Raw genomic sequence first — 26461 nt, 5'->3', positions numbered from 1 at the left:
TTAGGACAGCGGTGACAGGGCAGGCAGAGGCGAGGACGCTGGATTTCTGAAACTACGCCGATCGCTCCGCAACGGCGTCGGGCACCACCACCAGCTTGCCGACAAAATCCTTGGCGACGAAATCCGCTTGCGCGTGGTGGAAATCCGAGAGCCTGTAGACGCCGCCGACCAGCGGGCGGATCTTTTTCGCCTCGATGTAGCCGACGATGCGGCGGAAATCGGCGCGCGTGCCCTGGCTCGAGCCATGCAGTTGCAACTGTTTGAGATACATGGTCCTGAGATCGAGCTGGACGACCGGGCCGGCGATTGCGCCAGCGGTGGTGTAGCGTCCCTCGGGCCTGAGAATACGCAGCAAGTCGTTGAAGATCGCGCCGCCGACGAGGTCTGCAACCACGTCGATCGGCTTGCCGCCGGTGGCCTCATGCACGGCTTGCGGCAGGTCGGCGACGCCGCGGGTGATCACGGTTTCGGCGCCGATGTCGAGCACCGCCTGTTCCTTGCCCTTGCCGACGACCGCATAGGGAATGGCGCCGCGCGCGCGTGCCAATTGCACGATGCCGGAGCCGACACCGCCCGAGGCGCCGGTGACCAGCACGCGCTCGCCAGCCTTGAGTGCTGCGCGTTCCAGCATCTGTTCGCCTGTCAGATAGGCGCAGCAGAAGGTGGCGAGTTCGACGTCGCTCATCTCCGTATCGACGACATGCGCATTCTGCGCCGGCACGGTCTGGTACTCGGCGTAACCGCCATCGCGGCCATGGCCGATATAGTCGATGTCGGCCAGCGAATCGTCGTCGCGGTTGTAGATGGAGAAATCGACCATCACCCGCTCGCCGACACGGTTCGGCGAAACGCCTTCGCCGATCGCAGCAATGGTGCCCACCGTGTCGGTGCCCTGGATGCGCGGGAAAGCAAGCGTGTTGCCCTGCCTCCGCCAGGTCGACACGGCGGCGGCGTCTTCTTCCGTGCCATAGGCGCCTTGGCGCACCCAGACATCGGTGTTGTTCATGCCGCAAGCGGTGACCTTGAGCAGTACTTCGCCGGCGGCGGGTACAGGCACTTTCACATCGGTGCGGTAGACGAGCTTTTCCGGTCCGCCGTGCCCGGTGAGCAGCACGGCGGCCATGGTGGCGGGTATGGTTCTGGTCATGGCAGTCATCGTCGATCTCAGAGATTGGCGAACACGCTCTTCACCGCATCGGCCGTCTTCGAAACGACGATGTCGGCTTCTTCACGCGTCAGGCAAAGCGGGGGCGCAAAGCCAAGGATGTCGCCCTGCGGCATGGCCCGGCCGATGACGCCGCTTGCGGCCAGCGCTGTCGCCACTTGCGGTCCGATCTTCTGCGACGCATCGAAGAACACCCGGTCGTCCTTGTCTGCGACGAACTCGACCGCCGCCAGCATGCCGTCGCCGCGCACATCGCCAACGTTCTTGTGGCCGTCGACCGCCCTGGCGAGTTCGGCGCGGAAATAGGCACCGGTATCGCGGGCATTTGTCACCAGGTCCATCTCGTCGATCAGTTCGAGATTGGCGACGCCGGCGGCAACGCAGATCGGATGCGCCGAATAGGTCCAGCCATGGCCGAGCGACCCGAGCTTGTCGGAGCCCTGCACCAGCACCTGCCACATCTTGTCGGCGACGATGACGCCCGACAGCGGCGCATAGGCCGAGGTCAGGCCCTTGGCGATGGTGATCAGGTCTGGCTTGATGCCGTAATGGTCGGAGCCGAACATGGTGCCCAGCCGACCGAAGCCCGTCACCACTTCGTCGGCGACCAGCAGCACGTCATATTTCTTCAGCACCGCCTGGATCTTCTCCCAATAACCGGCCGGCGGCGGCACGATGCCGCCCGTGCCGAGGATCGGCTCGCCGATAAAGGCAGCGACGGTTTCTGGCCCCTCCGCCAGGATCATCTCTTCGAGCTTGTCGGCGCAATGCTGCGAAAACTGCTCCTCGCTCATCGAGCGGTCGGCGCGGCGGAAATAATAGGGCGCCTCGGTGTGCAGCACTGGCGCACGCGGCAGGTCGAAAGCGTTGTGAAACAGGTCGAGCCCGGTCAGCGATCCCGTCATCACGCCCGAGCCGTGATAGCCGCGCCAGCGCGAGATGATCTTCTTCTTCTCCGGCCGGCCGAGCACATTGTTGTAGTACCAGATCAGCTTGATGTTGGTTTCGTTGGCGTCCGACCCGGAGAGGCCGAAATAGACCCGCGACATGCCCTTGGGCGCGCGGTCGATGATCATCTTGGCCAAAGTGATCGAGGCCTCGGTGCCGTGCCCGACATAGGCGTGGTAGTAGGCGAGATTCCTGGCCTGGGTGGCGATGGCATCGGCGATCTTCTGGCGGCCATAGCCGACATTGACGCAATAGAGGCCGGCGAAGGCATCGATGCTCTTCCTGCCATTGTTGTCCCAGACGGTGACGCCTTCCCCGCCGGCCATGATGCGGGTCGGCGATTCACCCCGTGCATGCGTGCCCATGTGGGTCGAGGGATGGAAGAAGTGGTCGCGATCCCAGGCGGCGAGTTCGTTGGACTGGTCGAGCATTTTTTCTACTCCTTGAGATGTGGCCGAACGGACTTATGCGACGTCCAGGCAGAGATACTTCAGATCGGTGAAAGCTTCGAGGCCGTGGCGCGAGCCTTCGCGACCGATGCCGGATTGCTTGACGCCGCCGAACGGGATCGGCGCGCCGGTGATCTTGACGCGGTTGATGGCGACCATGCCGTAGTCGAGCGCGCGGCCCAGGCGCTGCTGGCGCGCGCCGTTCTCGGTCACGACATAGGCGACGAGGCCATATTCGGTGGTGTTGGCGCGGGCGATGACCTCGTCCTCGCTGTCGAACGGGGTAACTGCCGCGACCGGCCCAAAGGTCTCCTCGCGCATGATCAACGCCTCGTCAGTGACATCGGCCAGCAGTGTCGGCTGGTAGAACAATGGCCCGGCCTGATGCCGCTTGCCGCCGGCGAGGCAGCGTGCGCCATGAGCGATGGCGTCGGCGACCTGTTCTTCGACCTTCGCCACGGCGCGCTCATGCATCAGCGGCCCGATATCGATTTCCTGGGCAAGGCCGTTGCCGGTCCGCAACGCCTCGATGCGCCTCGCGAAAGTGGCGCAGAAGCGCTCGTAGACCGGGCGCTGGACATAGATGCGGTTGGCGGCGAGGCAGTCCTGGCCCGACGTGGCGAATTTGGCGTCGATGGCGATGCTGACCGCCTTGTCGAGATCCGCGTCGGCAAAGACGATCAGCGGTGCGTGGCCGCCAAGCTCCATCACCAGCCGCTTCATCGTCGGCGCACTCTGGGCGGCGATCAGCCTGCCGATCTCGGTCGAGCCGGTAAAACTCATGGCGCGGACGCGCGGGTCCTCGCACATCCGGCCGACAATCGTCGCGGCCTTGCCGGTGACGATATTGAAGACGCCAGCGGGCAGGCCGGCACGTTCGCCAAGTTCAGCCAGCGCCAGCGCCGACAGCGGCGTTTCGGAGGACGGATGCGCGACAATGGTGCAGCCGGCGGCGAGAGCGGCGGCCGCCTTGCGGGTCAGCATCGCCGAGGGAAAATTCCACGGCGTCACGACGCCGACAACACCGAGCGGCTCACGCCGCACCATCATTTCCGCGTTCGGCAGATGGCTGGTGACGCTCTCGGCGTTGAGGCGTTTTGCTTCCTCCGCATACCATTCGACGAAGGAGGCGGCATAATCGATTTCGCCGAGCGATTCCTGCAGCGGCTTGCCTTGTTCCAGTGTCATCAGCAGAGCGAGGTCGTCATTCGCGGCGATGATCAGCTCGAACCATTTTCGCAGAATTTTCGAACGCTCCTGCGGCAGCAACGATCGCCAGGCGGGGAAGGCCCGCGCAGCGGCATCGATCGCTTTTGTCGTTTGCCGCGCATCCAGCGCGGCAACGAAGGCGACTGTAGTGCCGGTCGCCGGATCGGTGACTTCAAAACTTTCAGCGGCGTCGCTTGCCGTCCAGTGCCCATCGACATAAGCGAGTTCGCGCAGCAGCCGGCGGTCGGCGAGGCGGTCGAGCGCGTCATGGCGATGCGAGCGGGCGAAATGCGCGGACATGGTCGAGGCCTCCCGGTGCGGTCTGATGCCGGGAGACTATCCATCGTGGGCAGACAGAGAGGCTGTTTGGACAGCTCTATGGAGAGAGGTTGTCTCTATTAGCCTGCGGGCGCAGACGATCTCTCTGGCTAACCAGCGGACTGCTGCTCCCAAACCGTGATAGTTGGCCGAAGCTTCCCCAACGTCGTCATCCACGGGCGGAGCAGGAGCGTAGCTCCGTCGCGGAGACCCGAGGATCCATGCCGGGACGCTGACGTAGAGTGCAGCGGAGCAGAATTCTGCACCGTTGTGGCGCTTTCGAGGTCGCGGCATGGATCCTGGGGTCTGCGCTGCGTCGCTTCGCTCCTTGCTCCGCCCCAGGATGACGAAGTGATGGACGTTTCAGCCATCTCCTGGATGCGCGGTGATAAGGGAGATCGAGCTCACTGCGACACCGGCAACAGGTCGGCTATGGGCAGCGCAATATCGTCCTTCACCGTCTTGATGACGATGTAGGTGAAGTAGCGGTCGATGCCGATCTCGCGCTCCAGCAGGCTATCGACCAGCCGCTGGTAGGCATCGATGTCGCGCGCCATCACCTTCAGCACATAGTCGACGCCGCCGCCCACCGACCAGCAGGCGACGATCTCAGGAATGTCGCGGATGACGCGCTCGAAGCGGTCGAAATCCGCCTGGCGATGGCTGGCCAGCGTCACCTCCATCAGCACGGTGGCGACCGGCGCCACGGCGCGCATGGCGATGCGGGCGTGATAGCCAGAGACGATGCCGGCCTTCTCCAGCTTGTGCAGCCGCATCCAGCAAGGCGTCGGCGACAGCCCAACTTGCTCGGCCAGCGCCAGCTTGGTGATGCGCCCGTCGCGCTGGATGGCGTCGAGGATTTTGAGGTCGATCGGGTCGAGTTTCGCAGCAGTCATCAGCGCCCACTTTTTCGTCCACAGTACCATGATGGCGCATTATTTCGATTGTCAATTGCACTGATTTCGATCTCTAATAAGTCATGACATTGTGGCAACCCGATCCCGCGCTCATAAGGCGGCCTGCCTATCAATCGCTGGCCGACCAGTTCGCGCGCGCCATCCATGACGGCCGCCTCGCCAATGGTGCGCGGCTGCCGACGCATCGCCGGCTGGCCGACGATCTCAAGCTGTCAGTGCAGACGGTCAGCCGCGCCTATGAGGAATTGATTCGGCGGGGCCTGATCTCCGGCGAGATCGGCCGTGGCAGCTTCGTCCAGACGCAGCGCCGCGAGCCGGAGCCGCCCTATCTGCCGGAGCGCCTCGGCGAGGTCATCGATCTCTCCATCCTGAAGCCGGTTTGCGAGCCGATGCATCTGGAGCGGCTGAAGCAGGCGTTGGGCTGGCTGGCCGAGAATCTTCCCTCGAGTTCGGCGCTATCCTTCCGGCCCAACATGGTGTTCCCGCGCCACCGGACGGTCGCTGTCGAATGGCTGAAACTGTGCGGACTCGACATCTCCGCGCAGAACATCAGCCTGACCAATGGCGCCACCGCCGGCATGACGGTGGCGCTGATGAGCGTGGCGCCGCCGGGCTCCACCGTCGCCACCGAGGCGATCGGCCACCACACGCTGGTGCCGCTGGCGCGCTATCTCGGCTTCAACCTCGAAGGCCTGCCGATCGACGATAACGGCGTAATCCCCGAGGCGCTGGACGAGGCCTGCCGGCTGTCCGACATCCGCGCGGTGTTCGTGCAGCCCTCGGTGATCAATCCGACGGCAACCCTGATGGATGCACGGCGGCGCGAAGAAATCGCGGCGGTTGCGCGCAAGCACGACATAGCCATCATCGAGAACGATGTGCTGGGCCCGCTGGTCGAGGACCGGCCGCCGCCGGTCGCCGCCTTCGCCCCGGAGCGCACGCTCTACGTCACCTCCTTCACCAAGATCACCGTGCCCGGCCTGCGCATCGGCTATCTCGCCGCGCCCGACCGCTATGTCGCCGCGGTCGCCAACCGGCACCTGGTTTCGAACTGGATGGCGACGCCGCTGGTGGCCGAGATCGCCACCAAATGGGTGATCGACGGCACGGCGATGGAACTCGTCCGCTGGCAGCGCACCGCACTGCGGCGGCGGCAGGACATCGCTGCCGAAGTGCTTGCCGGGATCGACTATCGCGCGTTGCGCGACGGGCTGCATATCTGGCTGCAACTGCCCAACGACCGCGCCGAGGAGGGCTTTGTCGCCCAGGCCCGGCTGCAGGGCGTCGCGATCGCGCCGGGCACCTCCTTCCGCATTTCGGACGCGCCATGGCATCCAGCGGTGCGCATCTCGCTGGGCTCGACCACCGAAGGGGAACTGCGCGCCGGCCTTGGCGTTGTCACCAAGCTCTTGCTTGGCGATCCAGAGCATTTGCTGCTTGCCATTTAGGAGTGCGCCCCTATTCGGGTGATGCCGGCCTGCAAAAGGCAGCCTCCTGCGCTTCCGGTACTCCGGTACGAAAAGTACGCTCCGTTCCGGTTCTCGGAGGCTCCCATTCTCGGCTCGGCCTGACCCGAATCCCGGCACACTCCTTGGCCCCGCTTGCTCAAGAATTGTGCGGAATGGGAAATATTGTCATGATATTATTTTCCCAATTGACATGATTTGGTGCGTTCCGCATCGTTAAGGGCACAGGCTTCTCCAGCACGGGGAAATTCATTTGTCCGCAACCGCCACTCCAATCATCAAGATCGACGGCATCTCGAAGAGCTTCGGCAGCTTCAAGGTGCTGGACGGCCTGTCGATGCAGGTCATGCCGCGCGAGAAGCTGGCGCTGATCGGCCCGTCCGGTTCGGGCAAGACGACGATCCTGCGCATCCTGATGACGCTGGAGCGCATCGATGGCGGCCACATCCAGATCGAGGGCGACCAACTCTACCACATCGAGCGCAATGGCCAGCTGCTGCCGGCCGACGAACGGCATCTGGCCAGGATGCGGCAGAAGATCGGCATGGTCTTCCAGCTGTTCAACCTGTTTCCGCACAAGAGCGTCATCGACAATGTGACGCTGGCGCCGATGCTGACCAAGGGCATGCCGCGCGCCGCCGCTGAGAAGCGGGCGATGGAACTGCTTGACATGGTCGGCATGGCCGACAAGGCCAAGGCGATGCCGGCGCAGCTGTCGGGCGGCCAGAAACAGCGTGTGGCGATCGCCAGGGCGCTCGCCTTGCAGCCGAAGATCATGCTGTTCGACGAGGTGACGTCGGCGCTCGATCCGGAACTGGTCGAGGAGGTGCTCAATGTTCTGTGGCGGCTCTGCGCCGAGACCGACATGACCATGCTGCTGGTCACGCACGAGATGGGGTTTGCCCATGACTTCGCCGACCGGGTGCTGTTCTTCGATCGTGGCAGGATCGTCGAGGAAGGCAAGCCCGACGAGATATTCCGCAATCCCAAGCAGGAGCGCACGCAAGGCTTCCTGAAGAAGATCATCGCGGCCGGACATCGGGTCTGACCGCCGTGGAAAAGGGTGGCGGAAGGCTGCCCTTTAACAACACCAGAATCAACAAAACCAAGACAAGAAACAAGGAGTTGGGAACAATGAAGAAACTTGGCATTCTGGCCGGCGTCGCCGGCCTGGCACTGACGGCGGTTCTGGCCGCCTCGATTCCGGGGTCGGCCGACGACGGCAAGCTCGATCAGTTGAAAGCACAGGGCTTCGCCCGCGTCGCCATCGCCAACGAGCCGCCCTATACGGCTGTCGCCGCCGACGGCAAGGTTTCGGGCGCCGCACCCGACGTGGCGCGCGAGATCTTCAAACGGCTTGGCGTTGCCGACATCGTCGCCTCGATCTCCGAATATGGCGCGATGATCCCCGGCCTGAAGGCCGGTCGTTTCGACGTCGTCACTGCCGGCCTGTTCATGAAGCCGGAGCGTTGCGCGGCGGTTGCCTATTCCGAGCCGGTGCTGTGCGACGCCGAGGCGATGCTGGTGAAGAAGGGTAATCCGAAAGGTTTCAAAAGCTACGAGGATGTCGCCAAGGACACGACAGCCACGATCGGCGCGCCGGGTGGTGGCACCGAGGAGAAGCTGGCCCTCAATGCCGGCGTGCCGCGCGAACGTGTCATCGTCGTGCCGGATGGCCAGAGCGGCCTGAAGATGGTGCAGGACGGCCGCATCGACGCCTATTCGCTGCCGGTCCTGTCGATCAACGATCTGATGAAGAAGGCCAATGATCCGACCCTCGAAGTCATCGCGCCGGTGCAGGGCGCGCCAGTCTATTGCGACGGCGCCGCCTTCAAGAAGGGCGACGAGGCGCTACGCGATGCCTTCGACGTCGAGCTGGCCAAGATGAAGAAGTCGGGCGAGTTCGCCAAGATCATCGAGCCCTATGGTTTCTCGGCGGCTGCCGCGATGTCGACGACACGCGACAAGCTCTGCTCGGCGAAGTAGGGCGCACTTTTTCCTTCTCCCCGTTCACGGGAGAAGGTGTCACGAAGTGACGGATGAGGGGCGACGCCATGCTCTGCTCAGTTTGCGCCGCCCCCTCATCTTTCAGAATCAAACGTTGGAACCTCGAACTTCATGACCCAGTGGTCCGGCTATCTCGGCCTGATATTCCAGGGAGCGCTTGTCACCATCGAGCTGACGCTGATGGGGTCGGTGCTTGCCCTGATCATGGCCTTTCTCGCCGGCATGGGGCGGCTGTCGCGCTTCTTTGCGCTGCGGGCGCTCGCCACCGCCTACATCGAATTCTTCCGCGGCACATCGATCTTCGTGCAGCTGTTCTTCGCCTATTTCGTGCTGCCGCTGATTGGCCTTGAGCTCACCCCGCTGCAGGCCGGCGTGCTGGCGCTGGGCTTGAATGTCGGCGCCTATGCCGCCGAGGTGGTGCGCGGCGCCGTGCAATCGATCGGCCGGGAGCAGCATGAGGCCTGCATCGCGCTCAATCTCGGCCGCTGGCAAGGCATGCGCCACGTCATCCTGCCGCAAGCATTTCTGGTGATGCTGCCGACCTTCGGCAACAACGCCATCGAACTGCTGAAAGCCACATCTGTCGTCTCGCTGATCTCGCTCGCCGACCTCACTTTCCAGGCCCAGGTGGTACGCGCCCAGACCGGCAACACCATGGTGCCGTTCACCACCATCCTGGTCATCTATTTCATCCTGGCGCTGCTCATCTCATGGGGTGTGCGCTCGCTGGAACGCCGTTTGGCGCGCGGCCTCGATGGGGTGCGCGTCTGATGGCCAATGCCCTTCTGATAAATTGGGTCTGCTGATGGAATGGGATTGGGATTTTGTCCGGCAGATCATGCCGACGCTGATCCAGGGGGTGAAGATCACTATCCTGGCGACGCTGCTCGGCTCGGTGCTGGCGGCGATTGTCGGGCTTGGCATTGCACTGGCGCGCCGCTCGCCCAACAAGGCCTTGTCGCGCACTGTCGGCTGGGCGGCCGAATTCATCCGCGGCACACCGCTTCTGGTGCAGCTCTATTTCATCTTCTACGTGCTGCCCGACATCGGCATTCTGCTGCCGCCGCTCGTCGCCGGTGTCATCGGGCTCGGTCTGCACTACGGCACCTACACGGCCGAGGTCTACCGCGCCGGCATCGACAATGTGCCGCGTGGCCAGTGGGAGGCCGCCAAGGCGTGCAATCTCAGCGCCACGCAGACCTGGACGCACATTATCATTCCGCAAGCCATCCCGCCGATGATCCCGGCACTGGCCAACTATTTCATCGCCATGTTCAAGGAGACGCCGCTGCTCTCGGCGATCACCGTGCTGGAGCTGATGAACCAGGCGAAGAGCGTCGCCAACACCTATTATCGTTACATCGAGCCGATCACGCTGGTCGGCGCATTCTTCCTCGCCATCAGTCTCTGTTCGGTCGTGCTGCTGCGCTGGCTGGAACGCCGCTACGGCAAGATCGAGAGGTAGTTCGTGAAACCCTTGCCCGACATCAAAGTCCACCCGAAACGGCCATCGCTTGATGATCGCCCGCTCGAGCGGCGCGTCGGCCTGATCATCCTTGCCACGGATCACACCAGCGAGCCGGATTTCCGCCGCATGGTGGCGAGCGAGCGCATCGGCGTCTATGTCGCGCGCATTCCCTATGCCAACCCGACGACGCCGGAAAATCTGCGCAAGATGCAGCCGGCGCTGACCGCGGGCGCGGCGCTGATCCTGCCCGACGAGCCACTCGATGCGATCTGCTACTCCTGCACCTCGGCCTCGGTGGTGATCGGCGATGCCGAGATCGAAGCGGCGATCCAGGCCGCCAAGCCCGGGGTTCCCGTCGTCACGCCGCCAATGGCCGGCGTGCGCGGATTGAAGGCGCTGGGGGCGAAAAAGATCAGCATCCTCACCCCCTATACGGTCGAAACCTCCAGGCCGATGGCAGCCTATTTCGCGGCGCGTGGTTTCGAGATCGCCAGCTTCACCTGTCTGAATTTCGAGGATGATCGCGAGATGGCGCGCATCGCGCCGGCGACGCTTGTCGATCTGGCGCGCGAGGCAACACACGCGCAGGCTGACGCATTGTTCGTGTCCTGCACGGCGCTGCGCGGTGCGCTTGCGGCCACCGGCATGGAAGAAGCGATCGGCCGCCCGGTGGTCACCAGCAACCAGGCCAGCGCCTGGAATTGTTTGCGGCTTTGCGGCGACGAGACGGCTCATCGCGAATTCGGGCGGCTGATGACGCTGCCGCTGGTTCAGTAAGACGATGTCCCACATTCACGAGCGACCCCCTCTGGCCTGCCGGCCAGCTCCCCCTCCAGGGGGAGAACAGCTGCGGCTCGACTTTCGCCAATCACTGACGTTGCAGGAGGTGCGCTGGCGCCGAAGCTGCCAATCTCCCCCTCGAGGGGGAGATGGCCGGCAGGCCAGAAGGGGTCGCCCGATGACGAGCGCCGTCGCCCTTCAGGACATCCGTATCGCTCGTGACCGTATCGCCAACAAGATCGAGCGGACCCCAACCGTATTGTCTCATAGCCTCTCGGAACGCGTTGGCGTCCCCGTCCATCTCAAGCTCGAACACCGCCAGACCACCGGCAGCTTCAAACTGCGTGGCGCCTCGAATGCCATCGCTTCGCTGAGCGCGAAAGAAAAGGCACGCGGCGTGGTCGCGGCGTCGACCGGCAATCATGGCCGGGCACTGGCGCATGCGTCAAAGCTCGAAGGCATGCGCGCGGTGATCTGCATGTCGCGTCTGGTGCCGAGCAACAAGCTCGACGAAATCCGCCGGCTCGGAGCCGAGGTTCGCATCGTCGGCAACAGCCAGGACGACGCGCAGCAGGAGGTCGGGCGGCTGGTGGCGCAGGAAGGGTTGGTGATGCTGCCGCCCTTCGACCATCCCGCCATCATCGCCGGGCAAGGCACGCTCGGGCTGGAGATGATCGAGCAGGTTCCCGACGCTGCTCTCGTCCTGGTGCAGCTTTCCGGTGGCGGCTTGGCCTCCGGCGTGGCGGCGGCCATCAAGGGCGTTAGCCCGGGGACAAAAATCATCGGCGTCTCGATGGCGCGTGGCGCGGCGATGAAGGCCAGCCTCGATGCCGGCCGGCCTGTCCTGGTGGAAGAACTGCCAACACTGGCGGATTCGCTCGGCGGCGGCATCGGCCTTGACAACAGGCTGACCTTCGCCATGTGCCGCGATCTGCTCGACGACGTCATTCTGCTGAGCGAGGACGAGATCGCCGCCGGCATCCGCCATGCCTATGTGCAGGAGCGCGAGATCGTCGAAGGCGCCGGCGCGGTCGGCATCGCCGCGCTGCTCGCCGGCAAGGTCAAGGCGAACGGGCCGGTGGTGGTTTTGCTCTCCGGCCGCAACATCGACATGAATACGCACCGCAAGATCGTTTGCGGCGAGGCGATCACGGAGCGCGCTGCATGAGCCGGATGACGATCCTCACCGAAGCTGAACTGCGCAAGATCGTGACACTCGATCTCGACGCCGTCGCCTGTGTCGAGAATGCTTTTCGCGCACTTGCCACTCTGCCGGTGGCGATGCCGCCAATCCTGCGGCTCGATATCCCGGAGCATCGCGGCGAAGTCGATGTGAAGTCCGCTTACGTACCCGGTATCGACGGCTTCGCCGTCAAGATCAGCTCCGGCTTCTTCGACAATCCAAAACTCGGCCTGCCGAGCGGTGGCGGCATGATGGTGCTGCTTTCGGCAAAGACCGGTGTGGTCGAGGCGCTGCTGCTCGACAATGGCTATCTGACCGATGTCCGCACTGCCGCGGCAGGTGCGGTCGCGGCAAAGCACTTGTCCCGCGAAGACTCCACCGTAGCAGCGATCTTCGGCGCCGGATTGCAGGCAGGCCTGCAATTGGAAGCACTGCGCCTTGTCAGGCCGATCGAGGAAGCACGCATCTGGGCGCGTGACGCCGCCAAGGCCGAAGCCACTGCTGCCCGCTTGCGCGAGAAGCTTGGCATCGTAGTGCGCGCCGAGCCCGACGCAGCGAATGCGGTTGCCGGCGCCGACATCATCGTCACCACGACGCCGTCGACCGGGCCGCTGATCAAGGCCGGCTTCGTTTCTGCCGGCCAGCACATCACTGCCATGGGCTCGGATGCCGAGCACAAGAACGAGATCGCGCCGGCGATCCTACGCATGGCCGATCTCTATGTCGCCGACAGCGCCCGCCAGACACGGCGTCTGGGCGAACTGCATCATGCCATCGCCGCAGGCGTGATGGCCGCAGATGCAGAGGTGACCGAACTCGGCCAGATCATCGCCGGCGCAAAACACGGCCGGCGCTCGGCCAGCGACATAACCATCGCCGACCTGACAGGCACCGGCGTGCAGGACACGGCGATCGCCACGCTCGCCCGTGACCGCGCGCGGTCGGCCAATGCAGGAACCATTTTCGAAAGCTGATGCTGGCCAAAGCGTGATCCGGAAAAGTGGGAACCGGTTTTCCGAAAAGATCACGCTCAAACAAGAAACAGACGACGAGCCGGATTCAACGAAGTTGAAACAGGCTCCAGGCCCAAAACGAGGACCAACAAAATGCAGCCAAATTTGAAATTCTCGCGCGGCGAATTTGCGGAACGCCTCGCCAAGACGCGGCAAGCCATGGCGGCGAAGGGCGTCGATCTCCTCATCGTCAGCGACCCCTCCAACATGGCTTGGCTGACCGGGTACGATGGCTGGTCGTTCTACGTGCATCAGGCGGTCATCGTGCCGCCTTCGGGCGAGCCGGTCTGGTACGGCCGTGGCCAGGACGCCAACGGCGCCAAGCGCACCGCCTATCTCGCGCATGACAACATCGTCGGCTACGCCGACCATTACGTGCAGTCGACCGAACGCCATCCAATGGACTTCTTGTCCAGCGTGCTGGCCGATCGCGGCTGGGGCAAGCTGACCATCGGCGTCGAGATGGACAGTTACTGGTTCTCCGCCGCTGCGTTCGCATCCCTGCAGAAGCATCTGCCCAATGCCCGCTTTGTCGATGCCACGGCGCTGGTCAACTGGCAGCGCGCGGTGAAGAGTGCGACCGAGATCGACTACATGCGCAAGGCCGCCCGCATCGTCGAAGCCATGCACCAGCGCATCGTCGACAAGATAGAAGTCGGCATGCGCAAATGCGATCTCGTCGCCGAAATCTACGATGCCGGCACGCGTGGTGTTGATGGCATTGGCGGCGACTACCCTGCGATCGTGCCGCTGCTGCCGTCGGGCGTCGACGCCTCGGCGCCGCATCTGACCTGGGACGACCAGCCGATGAAGCGGGGCGAGGGCACCTTCTTCGAGATCGCCGGCTGCTATAACAGGTACCATTGCCCGCTGTCGCGCACCGTCTTCCTCGGCAAGCCGACGCAGGAGTTCCTCGATGCCGAGAAGGCGACGCTGGAAGGCATGGAGGCTGGGCTTGCGGCGGCGAAACCCGGCAACGCCTGCGAGGACATCGCCAATGCCTTTTTCGCCGTCCTGAAGAAATACGGCATCGTCAAGGACAACCGCACCGGCTATTCGATCGGCCTGTCCTATCCGCCGGATTGGGGCGAGCGCACCATGAGCCTGCGCCCCGGCGACCGCACCGAACTCAAGCCGGGCATGACCTTCCACTTCATGACCGGCCTGTGGCTGGAGACGATGGGATTGGAAATCACCGAATCCATCCTGATCACCGAAACCGGTGTAGAGTGCCTGGCCAATGTGCCGCGCAAACTGGTGGTGAAGAATTGAGCCCGATGTCCAGCCTCCGCCCGTCGCCGATCGCGCCGACCGTCGATTTTGAGCGCGACGGCGTCCAGCATGGTTTCCTGCGCCTGCCCTACAGCCGCGACGATTCGGCCTGGGGCTCGGTGATGATCCCGATCTGCGTCATCCGCAACGGCAACGGGCCGACGGCTCTGCTCTCCGGCGGCAACCATGGCGACGAGTATGAGGGGCCGCTGGCGCTCTACGATCTCGCCCGCACGCTCGATCCGAAGGACGTCAGCGGCAGCGTGATCATCGTGCCGGCGATGAACTATCCGGCCTTCCGCGCCGGCACGCGCACGTCGCCGATCGACAAGGGCAACATGAACCGCAGCTTTCCCGGCCGGCCGGACGGAACGGTGACCGAGAAGATCGCCGACTATTTCCAGCGCGAATTGCTGCCCCGCGCCGACATCGTCTTCGACTTTCACTCCGGGGGAAAGACACTCGACTTCGTGCCCTTCTGCGCCGCCCACACTTTGCCCGACAAGGCACTGGAGCAGAAAGCTTTCGACGCGGTCGCGGCATTCTCCGCACCGTTCTCGATGCGCATGATCGAGATCGACTCGGTCGGCATGTACGACACGGCGGCCGAGGAGATGGGCAAGGTCTTCGTCAGCACCGAACTTGGCGGCGGCGGCACCTCGCGCGCACAAACCGTGCGCGTCGCGCGTCGCGGCATTCTCAATGTGCTGCGCCACGCCGGCATTGTCGCTGGTGCGGTCGAGAAGGGCAGAACCCAATGGCTCGACATGCCCTCGGGCGATTGCTTTTCCTTCGCCGAGGACGACGGGATGATCGAAACCATGGTCGATCTCGGTGAGCCCGTGGAGCAGGGCGCGGTGCTGGCCCGCATCCATTCCACCGGCCGCACCGGCATCGCCCCGCAGGAAATCCGGGCAAAAATGTCGGGCATGCTGGCGGCGCGCCATTTCCCCGGCTTGGTCAAGGCCGGCGATTGTGCCGCGGTGGTCGCCGTCGAAGTCGATTGAGGAAGCGGTTTCGGGTCGAGGCTAGTCTCGTACACGAGGATACTCATATCCAGTCCGGTGGTTTTCCACTACGCTGGCTCCGCGTGACAGTGGAGCATCGATTGCGCGGATTTGCGGAGAGCCTGATCGAGAGACCGCAGACGGTGGCGGAGCAGGTCGCCAACGTCCTGCGCGAGGCCATTGCCAGCGGCACCCTGAAGGCCGGCACCGCGCTCCGCCAGGACGAACTGGCCGAGCAGTTCGGCTTCAGCCGCATGCCGATCCGTGACGCGCTTCGCCAATTGGAAGCCGAGGGCATCGTTTCCATCCACCCAACCAAGGGCGCGCATGTCGCTCGGATGGACGGCGCCGAAATCAGCGAAATCTACGCCGTGCGCGAACTGCTCGAATGCGAAGCGCTACGGCTGTCCGTGACCACCCTGTCCGGCGGCAAGCTCGACGAGGCTGAACAGGCGCTCGACCAGATCGACGCCGAGCGCAATGTCGGCCGCTGGGGCGCGCTGAACCGCGCCTTTCACCTGTCGCTCTACGCTGCCTGCGGCAACCAGCGTCTGCTCAGTCTGATCGAGGCGCATCACAACGCCGCCGATCGGTATGTCCGCATCCTCTTGTCGAACCTCGACTATCGCACCCGCTCGCAAAGCGAGCATCGCGACCTGCTGGCCGCTTGCCGCCAGCGCGACGGCAAGAAGGCCGTGAGCGTTCTGCGGCAGCATCTTCGCGAGGGCAGCAAGACGCTCGTCGATGCGATAGAGGGCGGCGGCCTGTCGCGGAAGCCCTAAGCCTGGCCGAACGCGCGGTTGCGTACGCAGGTTCGCTGCCACATATTGCAACATCAATGCTCGACTCGAGGATCGCCATGTCTCCCGTCAGTCGCTTGCCGGCACGCGCGCTTGCACCGCGCCGCCACGACGAGATACTGAGGCGGCTGAGCGCCCAGGGTTCAGTCAGTGTCGCCGAGCTGGCCGAGTTCTTCGATATTTCGCGCGAAACCATCCGTCGCGACCTGAAGCTGCTTTCGGACCAGGGCAGGCTGGGCATCGTGCATGGCGGTGCCGCTCGCTTCGAACCGAGCGAACCGGCGATGAGCCTGCGCAGCCAGGAAAATGCCGGTGGCAAGGCGGCGATCGGCAAGGCGGCCGCCGGCCTAGTCAGGGATGGAATGGTGGTCTTTCTCGATTCCGGTACCACCACCTTGGCCGTCGCCCAGGCCATGGCCGGGCTGCGCGATCTCACCATCTGCACTGCCAGCCTGAAGATTGCGCTGCATCTTTGCCATGTCCCCGGCATGCGCGTGCACATGCTGGGCGGCGAAATCGATCCGAGCGAGGAGGCGGCTTCCGGCATCGACACGCTCGATGCCATGGACCGCTTTCGCGTCGACATCGCCTTTCTCGGTGGCGGCGCCCTGTCCCCCGACGGCGAGGTCACGGACTTCACCCGCGCCGGCGCCGAGCAGCGCGGCCGCATGATCGCGCTCGCGGGGAAGGCCTATTTCGTGCTCGACAGCAGCAAGTTCGGCAAGCTGACGCCGCTCAGGGTTCCGAATTTCGAACGCGCTGCCGGCGTGATCGTCGACGCCAGTCCCGAACCCGCCCTTGCCGAGGCGCTTTCGCAAAAGGGGCCTGAACTCATCGTTGCGAGTTTGATGTGATATTTTGTGACTTTTTGAGTTGATATTTGGTTTTTCTGTGCTAGTGTCCGCCATCCCTTTAAATGGCGGAACGCTCATGGCACATGAATTTCCCACCCAGGCTCGAATTGTCATTGTCGGCGGCGGCATCATCGGCTGCTCTGTCGCCTATCACCTGACCAAGCTAGGCTGGACCGATGTCGTCTTGCTCGAGCAGGGCCAGCTCAGTGGCGGCACCACCTGGCATGCCGCCGGTCTTGTCGGGCAGTTGCGCAGCCATTCCAATATGACCAGCCTGATCCGATATTCGACGCAGCTCTACGGTGAGTTGGAGGCCGAGACGGGGCTCGCCACCGGCTGGAAGAATTGCGGCTCGCTGTCGGTGGCGCGAACGGCCGATCGAATGACCGTGCTGAAGCGCACGGCCGCGTCGGCGCGCGCCCAAGGGGTGGAGATCGACGTGATTTCGGCGAAGGAAGCCGGCGATCTCTGGCCTGTCATGGCGACGGACGATCTGGTCGGCGCTGTCTGGTTGCCGGGCGACGGCAAGGCCAATCCAACCGACCTGACGCAATCGCTGGCGAAGGGCGCGCGCAATGGCGGTGCGAAAATTTTCGAGCGGGTCAAGGTCACCGGCATCAGCGTCAAGAATGGCGTCGCCTGCGGCGTCGAGACGGATCGTGGAAACATCGCCGTCGAGATCGTCGTCAACTGCGCCGGCCAATGGGCGCGCAAGGTTGGGCTGATGTGCGGCGTGTCGGTGCCGCTGCACTCGGCCGAACACATGTACATCGTCACCGGCAGGATCGAGGGCGTGCATCCGGACCTGCCCGTGATGCGCGACCCCGACGGCTTCATCTACTTCAAGGAAGAGGTCGGTGGCCTGGTCATGGGCGGCTTCGAGCCGCATGCCAAGCCATGGGGCATGAACGGCATTCCCGACAATTTCGAGTTCGCGCTGCTGCCGGACGATTGGGACCAGTTCGAGATCCTGATGGAAAACGCATTGATCCGTGTGCCGCAACTGGCCGAAGCCGAGGTCAAGAAATTCTACAACGGTCCCGAAAGCTTCACGCCGGACAATAATTTCATCCTCGGTGAGGCGCCGGAGCTCAAGAATTTCTATGTCGGCGCCGGCTTCAACTCGATGGGCATCGCCAGCGCCGGCGGCGCCGGCAGGGCGCTGGCCGAATGGATCGTCAACAGCGCGCCGACCATGGATCTGTGGCCAGTCGACATCAGGCGTTTCGCCTCGTTCAACAACAATCCGCGCTGGCTGCATGACCGGGTCAAGGAGACGCTCGGCCTGCACTACGCCATGCCGTGGCCGAACCGCGAACTGGATACTGCGCGGCCTTTCCGCCGCTCGCCGCTCTATGACCGGCTCTCGGCAAAAGGCGCCTGCTTCGGTTCCAAAATGGGCTGGGAGCGCGCCAACTGGTTCGCCGCACCGGGCGAGAAGGCCGAGAACGACTACGCCTTCGGCCGCCAGAACTGGCACGAGGCAGTCAGGCGCGAGATGAAGGCGACGCGTGAGGCGGTCGCCATCTTCGACCAGACCTCCTTCGCCAAACTGCTCGTCCAGGGCCGCGATGCCTGTGCGGTGCTCAACCGGATCTGCGCCGGCAATGTCGACGTGCCGGTCGGTACTTCGGTTTACACGGGCGTGCTCAACGCGCGCGGCGGCTATGAAAGCGATCTCACCGTGATGCGGCTCGGTGCCGAGAAATTCCTCATCGTCACCGGCTCAGCGCAAGCGGTTCACGATGCCGACTGGATCGTCAAGAATATTCCGTCCGATGCCCATGCGGTCCTGACCGACGTCACCTCTTCCTATGCGGTGCTGGCTGTGATGGGACCCCGCTCGCGCGATCTCCTGAGCAAACTGTCCTCGGCGGATCTCTCCAATGCCGGCTTCCCCTTCGCCACCATTCGCGAGATCGATATCGGCTACGCCACCGCCTATGCCAACCGCATGACCTATGTTGGCGAGCTCGGCTGGGAATTGATCGTGCCGACCGAATTCGCCGTCGGCGTCTACGAGGCGCTGCATGAGGCCGGCCGTGAATTCGGCTTGGCTGACGCCGGCTACTACGCACTCGACGCATTGCGCATCGAAAAGGGTTTTCGCGCCTGGGGCAGGGAATTGACGCCCGATATCGACCCCTGCCAGGCCGGGCTCGGCTTCGCGGTCGCAATGGACAAGCCGAGCGGTTTCATCGGCCGTGACGCACTCGTCGAGGCAAAGCCTTCGGCGGCACCGGCAAAGCGCGTGGTGCTGCTCACGCTCGACGATGCCGAGCCGATGCTGTGGGGCGGCGAACTGATCTTGCGCGACGGCAAACCGGTCGGCGAAGTCAGCTCGGCAGCTTTCGGCCACACGCTCGGCCGCTCGGTGGCGCTCGGGCTGATCGAGAATGAAGCCGGCGTCGACGCGGCGTTTCTCACCGGCGGCCGTTTCGAGATCGACCTTGCCGGCATACGCCATGCCGCGACAGCGCATCTGCGCAGTCCTTACGACCCAAAGTCCGAGCGGGTGAAGGCGGATGTGCTGGAGGTGAGAGCGGTGGCGGCTTAATCCACCGACATCGAACGCGCCATGTCGAGAAAGGCGCGCACGAGTTTGCCGCTGCTGCGTTCGCGCAAGCAGATCAGCGCTTCGTCCATCAGCGTCTCCGGAGCGTCGATGGTGATCGGCACCAGCCGCGAATCCTGGCCGAACTCGGCGGCCGAGACAAAGCCGATGCCGGCGCCCGAGGCGACGATCTCGCGGACCGCTTCGCGGCCTTCGGCTTCGATCACGGGCCTCAATTCGATCTTCGAAGCCGCAGCGAGGTCTTCGAGTTTCTGGCGCGTCTTCGAGCCGCGCTCGCGCATAACAAGCGATTCCTGCGAAAGCTGCTTGAGCGTCAGCGATTTCTTGCCCGCCAGGGGATGATCGATGGAGGCGAAAGCGATGATCGGCGTCGAGTTCAGTTTCAGCACCTCGAAATCGCGCCCCGTCGGTATTTCGCCCAGGACGCCGATGTCGGCATCGTAGCTGTAGAGGCTGCTGATCACCGTCTCGGTGTTGCCGGCGCGCACCGAAACCTGGACGCCGGGATAGCGGGCCCGAAAGCTGCCGAGGATGTGCAGCAGGTGATGCGCGGCATCGGCAACGATACGCAGCGTGCCTGAGCGCAGCGCGCGCGACTCCGTCAGCAGTTCGAGCGCCTGCTGTTCGGTGTCGAACATGCGGTGGGTTATCTCGAGCAGCTTCTGGCCCGAATGGGTCAGCGTGACCTGCTTCTTGTTGCGGTTGAACAGCAGCACATCATACTCTTCCTCGAGCTTGCGCACTTGGTCCGATATGGCCGGCTGGGTCAGGAACAGCGCTTCGGCCGCCCGTGAAAAACCGCCTGAGATGGCCACCTGATGAAAGGCCCGAAGCTGAACGTAGCGCATCGTCTGTGCCTCCGAGACGCTGAAATCGACCACAGTCTACCATAAGGCGTGCTAACTAAAAGATAGAAACGAACGATTTGACTTATGTTTAGCCGACCATCAACCTGAGCGTGGGTCGACGTCTCTGCCGGCCGTTGGAGGCGCCGCCATGCAATTTTCCATCATCCTGCTGCACCTGGCGGGTGCCGTCATGCTGCTGCTCTGGGCCGTGCGCATGGTGCGCACGGGTGTCGAGCGCGCCTGCGGCCCGGCATTGCGCGATGCGCTGAGACAAGCCCGGAGCGCTCGGGTTCGGTCGGCTTGCGTCGGCACGGTGCTTGCCGTGTTGCTGCAGAGTTCAACTGCCGTCGCCATCCTGGCGGCCGGCTTTGCCGCCAGCGGCATGGTTTCAGTGTCGGCCGGGCTGGCGATCCTGCTTGGCGCCGACCTTGGTTCTGCCTTGGTCGTACAGGTGCTGTCATTCGATCTCAGCTGGCTGGTGCCGGCGCTGATCCTGGTCGGCGGCGCGATGTTCCTGAAGTTCGAGGCGCGCGGCATCAAACAAGGTGGGCGCATCCTGATGGGCATCGCCTTCGTGCTGTTGTCGCTGCACATGATCGGTGAGGCGACCGCGCCGATGCGGCAGAGCAATTTGCTGCCCCTGGTGATTTCCTATCTGCGTGCTGACTATTTCACGGCGTTTGCTGCTGCCGCGCTGTTCACATGGCTGATCCACTCCAGCGTGGCGGCGATCCTGCTGTTCGTCACGCTTGCGGCGCAAGGCGTCCTGCCCGTCGAAGTCGGCCTGTTCTTCATCCTCGGCGCCAATGGCGGCGGTGCGCTGATCGCCGTGTGGCTGACGCGCGGCGAGGCCGTCGAGGCGCGCCGGGTTCCGCTTGGCAATCTGATCTTTCGTGGCACGGCTGCGCTCGGTGCCCTGTTCGCGCTTCAAGCTGTGGCGTTCCCCACAAATGTGTTCGGCGCAACCGAGGGCCGGCAACTGGTCAATCTGCACCTCGCCTTCAATCTGGTACTGGTCGTCTGCTGCCTGCCTTTCACCGGCATGATGGAAAGGCTGGTCACCTTGCTGATCGCCGACAAGCCGCCGGCAAAGGCGGAGGAGGGGACGGACCTCATGTCGCGTCGCAGCAGCGCACTTGATCGCACCGTCATGCGCACGCCTGGTCTTGCGCTGGCCAGTGCGACGCGCGAGTTGCTGCGCATGGGCGAGGTCGTCGAGGTGATGCTTCGCCCGGTGATGGATTTCTTCGACGCCGGCACCGCCGACCGAATCCGCCAGGCACAGAAGCTCGATGAAGAGGTCAACCGCGCCCATACCGACATCAAGCTCTACATCGCCGAGGTCAATCGCGGCAGCATGACCGCGACCGAGGCCCAGCGCGGCATCGAACTCACCGATTTCGCGATCAATCTCGAACGCGCCGGTGACATCGTCGCCAAGAACCTGCTCGTGCTTACCCAGGAATTGCGCGACAAGAACCTGCGCTTTTCACGCGATGGCTGGAGCGAACTGGCCGAGCTTCACAATCGTGTCATGGCTAACATGCAGCTTGCGCTCAACGTGCTGGTGTCAAGCGATCTCGAGTCGGCGCGGCAACTCGTCGTCGAGAAGGAGCGGATGCGCAAGCTGGAACGCATGAGCCATGACCGTCACCTCAAGCGCCTGCAATCGGGAATGCCGCAAAGCATCGACACCAGCGACATTCACCTGGAGGCGGTGCGGGCGCTGAAGGAAATCAACTCGCTGATGGCCTCGGTCGCCTATCCCTTGCTGACGCAGAGTGGTGATCTGCTCGAAAGCCGGCTGGCGAAGGGCGGCGGGGTCGCGGACGAAATGGCTTCCGCAGTGGCATGACAGGGCGGAACTGCTCGATGGAAGCCGGCAAACTCTACCATCGCCTAAATCGATACTTCGATACAAAATAACGATTTTACAAATATGTCGTTCAAGCCGAGACTAAGGCCATATCAAAAAGCAGCGATCTGTCGGAGGACACCATGCTCGCCGAGACCAAATTTGCCGCGGAGCCGCTGGCCAGTCCGGCACTGGGCGAGCCCTATCTCCTGACCCCGGGTCCGCTCACCACGGCCTATTCGGTCAAGCAGGCGATGCTGCGCGACTGGGGATCGTGGGACGGTGATTTTCGCGGCATGACTGCTGACATGCGCCGCCGCCTGCTGGCACTGACCGGCGACGCGAACGGTGAATTCGACTGCGTGCCGATGCAGGGCAGCGGCTCCTTCTGCGTCGAGGCGATGCTCGGCTCATTCGTCCCCAAGGACGGTAAGGTGCTGGTGCTGGCCAACGGCGCCTACGGCCTGCGCGCCGCGCAGACCATGCAATATCTTGGCCGCGCTTACACGCTGATCGACAAGGGCGACTATCTGCCGCCGCGCGGCGACGAGGTGGCGGCAGCCCTTGAGGCCGACCCCGCCATCACCCATGTCATCGCCATCCATTGCGAGACCAGCTCCGGCATTTTGAACCCGGTCGCCGAGATTGCCGAGGCGGTTCATGCCAAGGGCCGCAAGCTGCTGGTCGACTCCATGAGCGCCTTCGGCGCTGTCGCGCTCGACGTCAATGAAATCCGCTACGAGGCGATGGTCTCCTCCGCCAACAAATGCATCGAGGGCGTGCCGGGCTTCGGCTTCATCATCGCCCGCAAGAGCGAATTGGAGGCCGCCAAGGGACGCTGCCATTCGCTGTCGCTCGATGTCCATGCGCAATGGGCGCACATGAACAAGACCGGCCAGTGGCGCTACACGCCGCCGACGCATGTCGTCGCTGCCTTTCTCGAAGCGCTGCGCCAGCATGAGGCCGAGGGCGGCGTCACTGGGCGTGGCGCCCGCTACACCAGGAACCGCGACGTGATGGTGGCCGGTATGCGCGACCTCGGCTTCGAGACCTTGCTTGGAGATCGCTGGCTGTCGCCGATCATCGTCACCTTCTTCAACCCGGCCCACGCCAACTTCGCCTTCGACCGCTTCTACGAGCTGATGAAGGACAAGGGCTTCATCATCTATCCGGGCAAGCTGACCGCCGTGGATAGCTTCCGCGTCGGTTGCATCGGCCAGATGGACGAACATGTGATGCGCCGCGTCGTCGAGGCGGCGGCTTTCTCGCTTCATGAAATGGGCGTCGACACCGCCGCTCCACCCGCAGCCGCACTCGCCGAGCGCGCCAAACTCGCCGCCTGAAGCGGCCGATCTCGAGGATTTTTCGATGAACCAGATGTCTCCCATCAACGTCGCCGTCAACGGCCGCACCTACGCCTGGCCGCGTGTGCCGGCCATCGCCATCTGCCTTGACGGCTGCGAACCCGCTTACCTCGATGAAGCGATCAAGGCCGGGCTGATGCCGGCTTTGGTCAGGATCAAAGAGAAGGGCACGGTGCGCTTTGCCCACTCGGTCATCCCGAGCTTCACCAACCCCAACAATCTGTCGATCGCCACCGGCCGTCCGCCGTCCGTGCATGGCATTTGCGGCAACTATCTCTACGAGCGCGAGACCGGCAAGGAAGTGATGATGAACGACCCGCGCTTCCTGCGCGCGCCGACCGTCTTCCAGGCCTTCTACGATGCCGGCGCAAAGGTCGCGGTGGTCACCGCCAAGGACAAACTGCGTGCTTTGCTCGGCAAGGGTCTGGCCTTCGACGAAGGCCGTGCGCTGTGCTTCTCGGCCGAAAAGTCGGACACCACGACTGTCGCAGAACACGGCATCGACAATGCCTCCAAGCAATTCGGCCTGCCAGTGCCCGAGGTCTATTCGGCCGAGCTGTCGGAATTCGTCTTCGCTGCTGGCGTCCAGTTGCTGAAGGAGTTCCGCCCCGACATCATGTACCTGACGACGACAGACTATGTGCAGCACAAATACGCACCGGGCGTGCCGCAGGCCAACGCCTTCTACGAAATGTTCGACAAGTACCTGACCGAGCTCGATGCGCTGGGCGCGGCGATCGTCGTCACCGCCGACCACGGCATGAAGCCCAAGCACAAGGCAGACGGTTCGCCCGACGTCGTCTATGTCCAGGACCTGCTCGACGAGTGGCTGGGCAAGGACGCCGCCAGGGTCATCCTGCCGATCACCGACCCCTATGTCGTGCATCACGGCGCGCTCGGCTCGTTTGCCACCGCCTATCTTCCTGATGGCGCCGACCAGGCCGGCATCATGGCGCGGCTGGCGGAGATTGACGGCATCATGCTGGTCGTCGACAGCCCGACGGCTTGCGAGCGCTTCGAACTGCCGGCCGACCGCATCGGCGACATCGTGCTGATGTCGACCGAGAACAAGACGATCGGCACCAGCGAACACCGACATGATCTGGCAGCGCTCAACGAACCGCTGCGCTCGCATGGCGGGCTGACCGAGCAGGAGGTGCCGTTCATCGTCAACCGCGTGCTGCCGGACCTGCCGAATGAGCCGACGCTGCGCAATTTCGACGCCTTCTACTACGCGACGATGGCGGCGGCGCTGGCGTGATGTCGAGCGTGATTGTCGACCCCCACTCCGCCGAGCTTCGCTCGGCACCTCTCCCCCGATCGACGGGGAGAGGAAAGGCGCCAGGGCTAGCCACGGCTTAGCCTGGAAACGTGAGGGCGCCGACTTCGCCTGATTTCCTCTCCCCCGTCGATCGGGGGAGAGGTGGCCCGAAGGGCCGGAGTGGGGGTCGATCCCCGACCACGACGTACCCAAGAATCTGCTGGAGCAGAGCCGATGACCAAGCTTGACCCTGCCATCAAAGTTCGCCACGAGCCGATGCGTATCGCCGGCAAAAAGGTCGATGCCGATGATGTCGTCGAGGTACGCTACCCCTGGAACGACACCGTTATCGGCACCGTACCGGCCGGCCGCGCCGAGCATGCGCGAAAAGCCTTCGAAATCGCCGCTGGCTACAAGTCGAAGCTGACGCGCTACGAGCGCCAGCAGATCCTGTTTCGCACCGCCGAAGCGCTGGCGTCGCGCCGCGAAGAAATATCCGATCTCATCACGCTTGAGCTTGGCATCTCCAAGACGGATTCGCTGTACGAGGTCGGCCGGGCCTACGACGTGTTCACGCTGTCGGCGCAGATGTGCATCCAGGATGATGGCCAGATCTTCTCCTGCGACCTGACCCCGCACGGCAAGGCGCGCAAGATTTTTACCACGCGTGAGCCGCTGAAGGCGATCTCGGCGATCACGCCGTTCAATCATCCGCTCAACATGGTCTCGCACAAGGTGGCGCCGGCGATCGCCACCAACAATTGCGTGGTGGTCAAGCCGACCGAACTGACGCCGATGACGGCGCTGCTTTTGGCCGACATTCTCTACGAAGCCGGCCTGCCGCCGGAAATGCTGTCGGTGGTGACCGGCTGGCCGGCCGACATCGGCAACGAGATGATCACCAACGACAACATCGACCTGATCACCTTCACCGGCGGCGTGCCGGTCGGCAAGATGATCGCCCGCACCGCCGGCTACAAGCGGCAGGTGCTCGAACTCGGCGGCAACGACCCGCTGATCATCCTCAACGATTTGTCGGATGAGGATCTCGCTAAGGCGGCGGACCTGGCGGTGGCCGGAGCGACGAAAAACTCCGGCCAACGCTGCACCGCCGTCAAGCGCATCCTCGTCCAGGAAAGCGTCGCCGATCGTTTCGTGCCGCTGGTGCTGGAGCGGGCGAAGAAGGTCCACTTTGGCGACCCGATGGACCGCTCGACCGACCTCGGCACTGTCGTGCATGAGAAGGCAGCGGCGTTGTTCGAAGCGCGCGTTCACATGGCCGCTGAGCAAGGTGCCGACATCCTTTACAATCCCGGTCGCCAGGGCGCGCTGCTGCCGCCGATCGTCGTCGATCGCGTGCCGCACACATCCGAACTGGTGATGGAGGAAACGTTCGGGCCGATCATCCCGATCGTGCGCGCCCCGGACGATGACGAGGCGCTGATCGCGCTCTCCAACTCGACCGCCTTCGGCCTGTCGTCGGGCGTCTGCACCAACTCTTTTCCCCGCATGCAGAAATACATCGCCGGCCTGCAGGTCGGCACGGTCAACATCTGGGAAGTGCCGGGCTACCGCATCGAGATGTCTCCCTTCGGCGGCATCAAGGATTCGGGCAATGGCTACAAGGAAGGCGTCATCGAGGCGATGAAGAGCTACACCAATGTGAAGACCTTCTCGCTGCCCTGGTCGTGACCGGGCAGCC

Annotated in this window: 22 protein-coding genes; 17 read left to right on the top strand and 5 right to left on the bottom strand. The window is 63.8% G+C overall.

Annotated features, from left to right (window positions below):
• Positions 1-52 precede the first annotated feature (52 nt).
• The 4 genes from AC56QX_RS31145 to AC56QX_RS31130 form a co-directional block, all read right to left on the bottom strand.
• On the bottom strand, positions 53-1156 hold the full coding sequence (locus AC56QX_RS31145) for an alcohol dehydrogenase family protein (RefSeq protein WP_497112390.1): 1104 nt from the start codon (positions 1154-1156) through the stop codon (positions 53-55).
• Between the two features lie 8 nt (positions 1157-1164).
• Entirely contained in the window at positions 1165-2544 is a 1380-nt protein-coding gene (locus AC56QX_RS31140; protein WP_497112389.1) for an aspartate aminotransferase family protein, read from the bottom strand.
• A 33-nt stretch (positions 2545-2577) separates the two neighbouring features.
• A complete protein-coding gene (locus tag AC56QX_RS31135; RefSeq protein ID WP_497112388.1) occupies positions 2578-4071 on the bottom strand; it encodes an NAD-dependent succinate-semialdehyde dehydrogenase in 1494 nt (497 codons plus the stop codon).
• A gap of 422 nt (positions 4072-4493) precedes the next feature.
• Complete coding sequence (locus AC56QX_RS31130; RefSeq protein ID WP_497112387.1) at positions 4494-4985, bottom strand: Lrp/AsnC family transcriptional regulator; 492 nt, start codon at positions 4983-4985, stop codon at positions 4494-4496.
• An 83-nt stretch (positions 4986-5068) separates the two neighbouring features.
• On the opposite strand from AC56QX_RS31130, the gene ehuR reads away from it, so the two are divergent.
• From ehuR to AC56QX_RS31065, 13 genes are all read left to right on the top strand, one after another.
• A complete protein-coding gene (gene ehuR, locus AC56QX_RS31125) occupies positions 5069-6454 on the top strand; it encodes a MocR-like ectoine utilization transcription factor EhuR (RefSeq protein ID WP_497112386.1) in 1386 nt (461 codons plus the stop codon).
• A 271-nt stretch (positions 6455-6725) separates the two neighbouring features.
• The gene (gene ehuA, locus AC56QX_RS31120; RefSeq protein WP_497112385.1) at positions 6726-7520 is read left to right on the top strand and encodes an ectoine/hydroxyectoine ABC transporter ATP-binding protein EhuA; all 795 of its coding nucleotides are present in this window, start codon (positions 6726-6728) and stop codon (positions 7518-7520) included.
• A gap of 86 nt (positions 7521-7606) precedes the next feature.
• The gene (ehuB, locus tag AC56QX_RS31115; RefSeq protein WP_497112384.1) at positions 7607-8458 is read left to right on the top strand and encodes an ectoine/hydroxyectoine ABC transporter substrate-binding protein EhuB; all 852 of its coding nucleotides are present in this window, start codon (positions 7607-7609) and stop codon (positions 8456-8458) included.
• 132 nt (positions 8459-8590) lie between these two features.
• Complete coding sequence (gene ehuC, locus AC56QX_RS31110) at positions 8591-9250, top strand: ectoine/hydroxyectoine ABC transporter permease subunit EhuC (protein ID WP_497112383.1); 660 nt, start codon at positions 8591-8593, stop codon at positions 9248-9250.
• A 34-nt stretch (positions 9251-9284) separates the two neighbouring features.
• Entirely contained in the window at positions 9285-9944 is a 660-nt protein-coding gene (gene ehuD / locus AC56QX_RS31105; protein WP_497112382.1) for an ectoine/hydroxyectoine ABC transporter permease subunit EhuD, read from the top strand.
• 3 nt (positions 9945-9947) lie between these two features.
• A complete protein-coding gene (gene eutA / locus AC56QX_RS31100; protein WP_497112381.1) occupies positions 9948-10724 on the top strand; it encodes an ectoine utilization protein EutA in 777 nt (258 codons plus the stop codon).
• A 181-nt stretch (positions 10725-10905) separates the two neighbouring features.
• Positions 10906-11895: a hydroxyectoine utilization dehydratase EutB gene (gene eutB, locus AC56QX_RS31095; RefSeq protein ID WP_497112380.1), complete on the top strand. Its 990-nt coding sequence runs from the start codon at positions 10906-10908 to the stop codon at positions 11893-11895.
• Positions 11892-12884, top strand: a complete 993-nt coding sequence (locus tag AC56QX_RS31090) for a cyclodeaminase (protein WP_497112379.1) — start codon at positions 11892-11894, stop codon at positions 12882-12884. Before eutB ends, AC56QX_RS31090 begins: the two co-directional genes overlap by 4 nt.
• Before the next feature lie 132 nt (positions 12885-13016).
• A complete protein-coding gene (gene doeA / locus AC56QX_RS31085) occupies positions 13017-14195 on the top strand; it encodes an ectoine hydrolase DoeA (protein ID WP_497112378.1) in 1179 nt (392 codons plus the stop codon).
• A 5-nt stretch (positions 14196-14200) separates the two neighbouring features.
• Entirely contained in the window at positions 14201-15202 is a 1002-nt protein-coding gene (gene doeB / locus AC56QX_RS31080) for a N(2)-acetyl-L-2,4-diaminobutanoate deacetylase DoeB (RefSeq protein ID WP_497112377.1), read from the top strand.
• Between the two features lie 101 nt (positions 15203-15303).
• Positions 15304-15984, top strand: coding sequence for a GntR family transcriptional regulator (locus AC56QX_RS31075; protein WP_497112376.1), 681 nt, complete (start codon positions 15304-15306; stop codon positions 15982-15984).
• Positions 15985-16061: 77 nt separating this feature from the next.
• Positions 16062-16856, top strand: coding sequence for a DeoR/GlpR family DNA-binding transcription regulator (locus AC56QX_RS31070; protein ID WP_497112375.1), 795 nt, complete (start codon positions 16062-16064; stop codon positions 16854-16856).
• 76 nt (positions 16857-16932) lie between these two features.
• Entirely contained in the window at positions 16933-19413 is a 2481-nt protein-coding gene (locus tag AC56QX_RS31065) for a GcvT family protein (RefSeq protein ID WP_497112374.1), read from the top strand.
• Here the strand turns inward: AC56QX_RS31065 and AC56QX_RS31060 are convergent.
• The gene (locus tag AC56QX_RS31060) at positions 19410-20279 is read right to left on the bottom strand and encodes a LysR substrate-binding domain-containing protein (RefSeq protein WP_497112373.1); all 870 of its coding nucleotides are present in this window, start codon (positions 20277-20279) and stop codon (positions 19410-19412) included. The genes AC56QX_RS31065 and AC56QX_RS31060 overlap by 4 nt on opposite strands.
• A gap of 148 nt (positions 20280-20427) precedes the next feature.
• Here AC56QX_RS31060 and AC56QX_RS31055 point away from each other — a divergent pair, with 148 nt between their 5' ends.
• The 4 genes from AC56QX_RS31055 (at position 20428) to phnY (ending at position 26451) form a co-directional block, all read left to right on the top strand.
• Positions 20428-22134: a Na/Pi cotransporter family protein gene (locus tag AC56QX_RS31055; RefSeq protein ID WP_497112372.1), complete on the top strand. Its 1707-nt coding sequence runs from the start codon at positions 20428-20430 to the stop codon at positions 22132-22134.
• Positions 22135-22277: 143 nt separating this feature from the next.
• Positions 22278-23477: a 2-aminoethylphosphonate--pyruvate transaminase gene (locus AC56QX_RS31050; RefSeq protein ID WP_497112371.1), complete on the top strand. Its 1200-nt coding sequence runs from the start codon at positions 22278-22280 to the stop codon at positions 23475-23477.
• Positions 23478-23502: 25 nt separating this feature from the next.
• Positions 23503-24759, top strand: coding sequence for a phosphonoacetate hydrolase (gene phnA / locus AC56QX_RS31045; RefSeq protein WP_497112370.1), 1257 nt, complete (start codon positions 23503-23505; stop codon positions 24757-24759).
• Positions 24760-24993: 234 nt separating this feature from the next.
• Positions 24994-26451: a phosphonoacetaldehyde dehydrogenase gene (gene phnY, locus AC56QX_RS31040; protein ID WP_497112369.1), complete on the top strand. Its 1458-nt coding sequence runs from the start codon at positions 24994-24996 to the stop codon at positions 26449-26451.
• The last annotated feature ends 10 nt before the right edge of the window (positions 26452-26461 follow it).

The organism is Mesorhizobium sp. RCAM 06353 (assembly GCF_059683585.1).
This window is presented reverse-complemented; position numbering and strand designations above follow the sequence as displayed.

Bases quoted from the DNA above. Each gene is read 5' to 3' on its own strand.
- AC56QX_RS31060 (WP_497112373.1), bottom strand. From the start codon at position 20,279: ATGCGCTACGTTCAGCTTCGGGCCTTTCATCAGGTGGCCATCTCAGGC.
- AC56QX_RS31140 (WP_497112389.1), bottom strand. From the start codon at position 2,544: ATGCTCGACCAGTCCAACGAACTCGCCGCCTGGGATCGCGACCACTTC.
- AC56QX_RS31055 (WP_497112372.1), top strand. From the start codon at position 20,428: ATGCAATTTTCCATCATCCTGCTGCACCTGGCGGGTGCCGTCATGCTG.
- doeB (WP_497112377.1), top strand. From the start codon at position 14,201: ATGTCCAGCCTCCGCCCGTCGCCGATCGCGCCGACCGTCGATTTTGAG.
- eutB (WP_497112380.1), top strand. From the start codon at position 10,906: ATGACGAGCGCCGTCGCCCTTCAGGACATCCGTATCGCTCGTGACCGT.
- ehuR (WP_497112386.1), top strand. From the start codon at position 5,069: ATGACATTGTGGCAACCCGATCCCGCGCTCATAAGGCGGCCTGCCTAT.
- AC56QX_RS31090 (WP_497112379.1), top strand. From the start codon at position 11,892: ATGAGCCGGATGACGATCCTCACCGAAGCTGAACTGCGCAAGATCGTG.
- phnY (WP_497112369.1), top strand. From the start codon at position 24,994: ATGACCAAGCTTGACCCTGCCATCAAAGTTCGCCACGAGCCGATGCGT.
- ehuB (WP_497112384.1), top strand. From the start codon at position 7,607: ATGAAGAAACTTGGCATTCTGGCCGGCGTCGCCGGCCTGGCACTGACG.
- AC56QX_RS31065 (WP_497112374.1), top strand. From the start codon at position 16,933: ATGGCACATGAATTTCCCACCCAGGCTCGAATTGTCATTGTCGGCGGC.
- doeA (WP_497112378.1), top strand. From the start codon at position 13,017: ATGCAGCCAAATTTGAAATTCTCGCGCGGCGAATTTGCGGAACGCCTC.
- AC56QX_RS31070 (WP_497112375.1), top strand. From the start codon at position 16,062: ATGTCTCCCGTCAGTCGCTTGCCGGCACGCGCGCTTGCACCGCGCCGC.
- phnA (WP_497112370.1), top strand. From the start codon at position 23,503: ATGAACCAGATGTCTCCCATCAACGTCGCCGTCAACGGCCGCACCTAC.
- AC56QX_RS31135 (WP_497112388.1), bottom strand. From the start codon at position 4,071: ATGTCCGCGCATTTCGCCCGCTCGCATCGCCATGACGCGCTCGACCGC.
- AC56QX_RS31130 (WP_497112387.1), bottom strand. From the start codon at position 4,985: ATGACTGCTGCGAAACTCGACCCGATCGACCTCAAAATCCTCGACGCC.
- ehuD (WP_497112382.1), top strand. From the start codon at position 9,285: ATGGAATGGGATTGGGATTTTGTCCGGCAGATCATGCCGACGCTGATC.
- ehuC (WP_497112383.1), top strand. From the start codon at position 8,591: ATGACCCAGTGGTCCGGCTATCTCGGCCTGATATTCCAGGGAGCGCTT.
- AC56QX_RS31050 (WP_497112371.1), top strand. From the start codon at position 22,278: ATGCTCGCCGAGACCAAATTTGCCGCGGAGCCGCTGGCCAGTCCGGCA.
- AC56QX_RS31145 (WP_497112390.1), bottom strand. From the start codon at position 1,156: ATGACTGCCATGACCAGAACCATACCCGCCACCATGGCCGCCGTGCTG.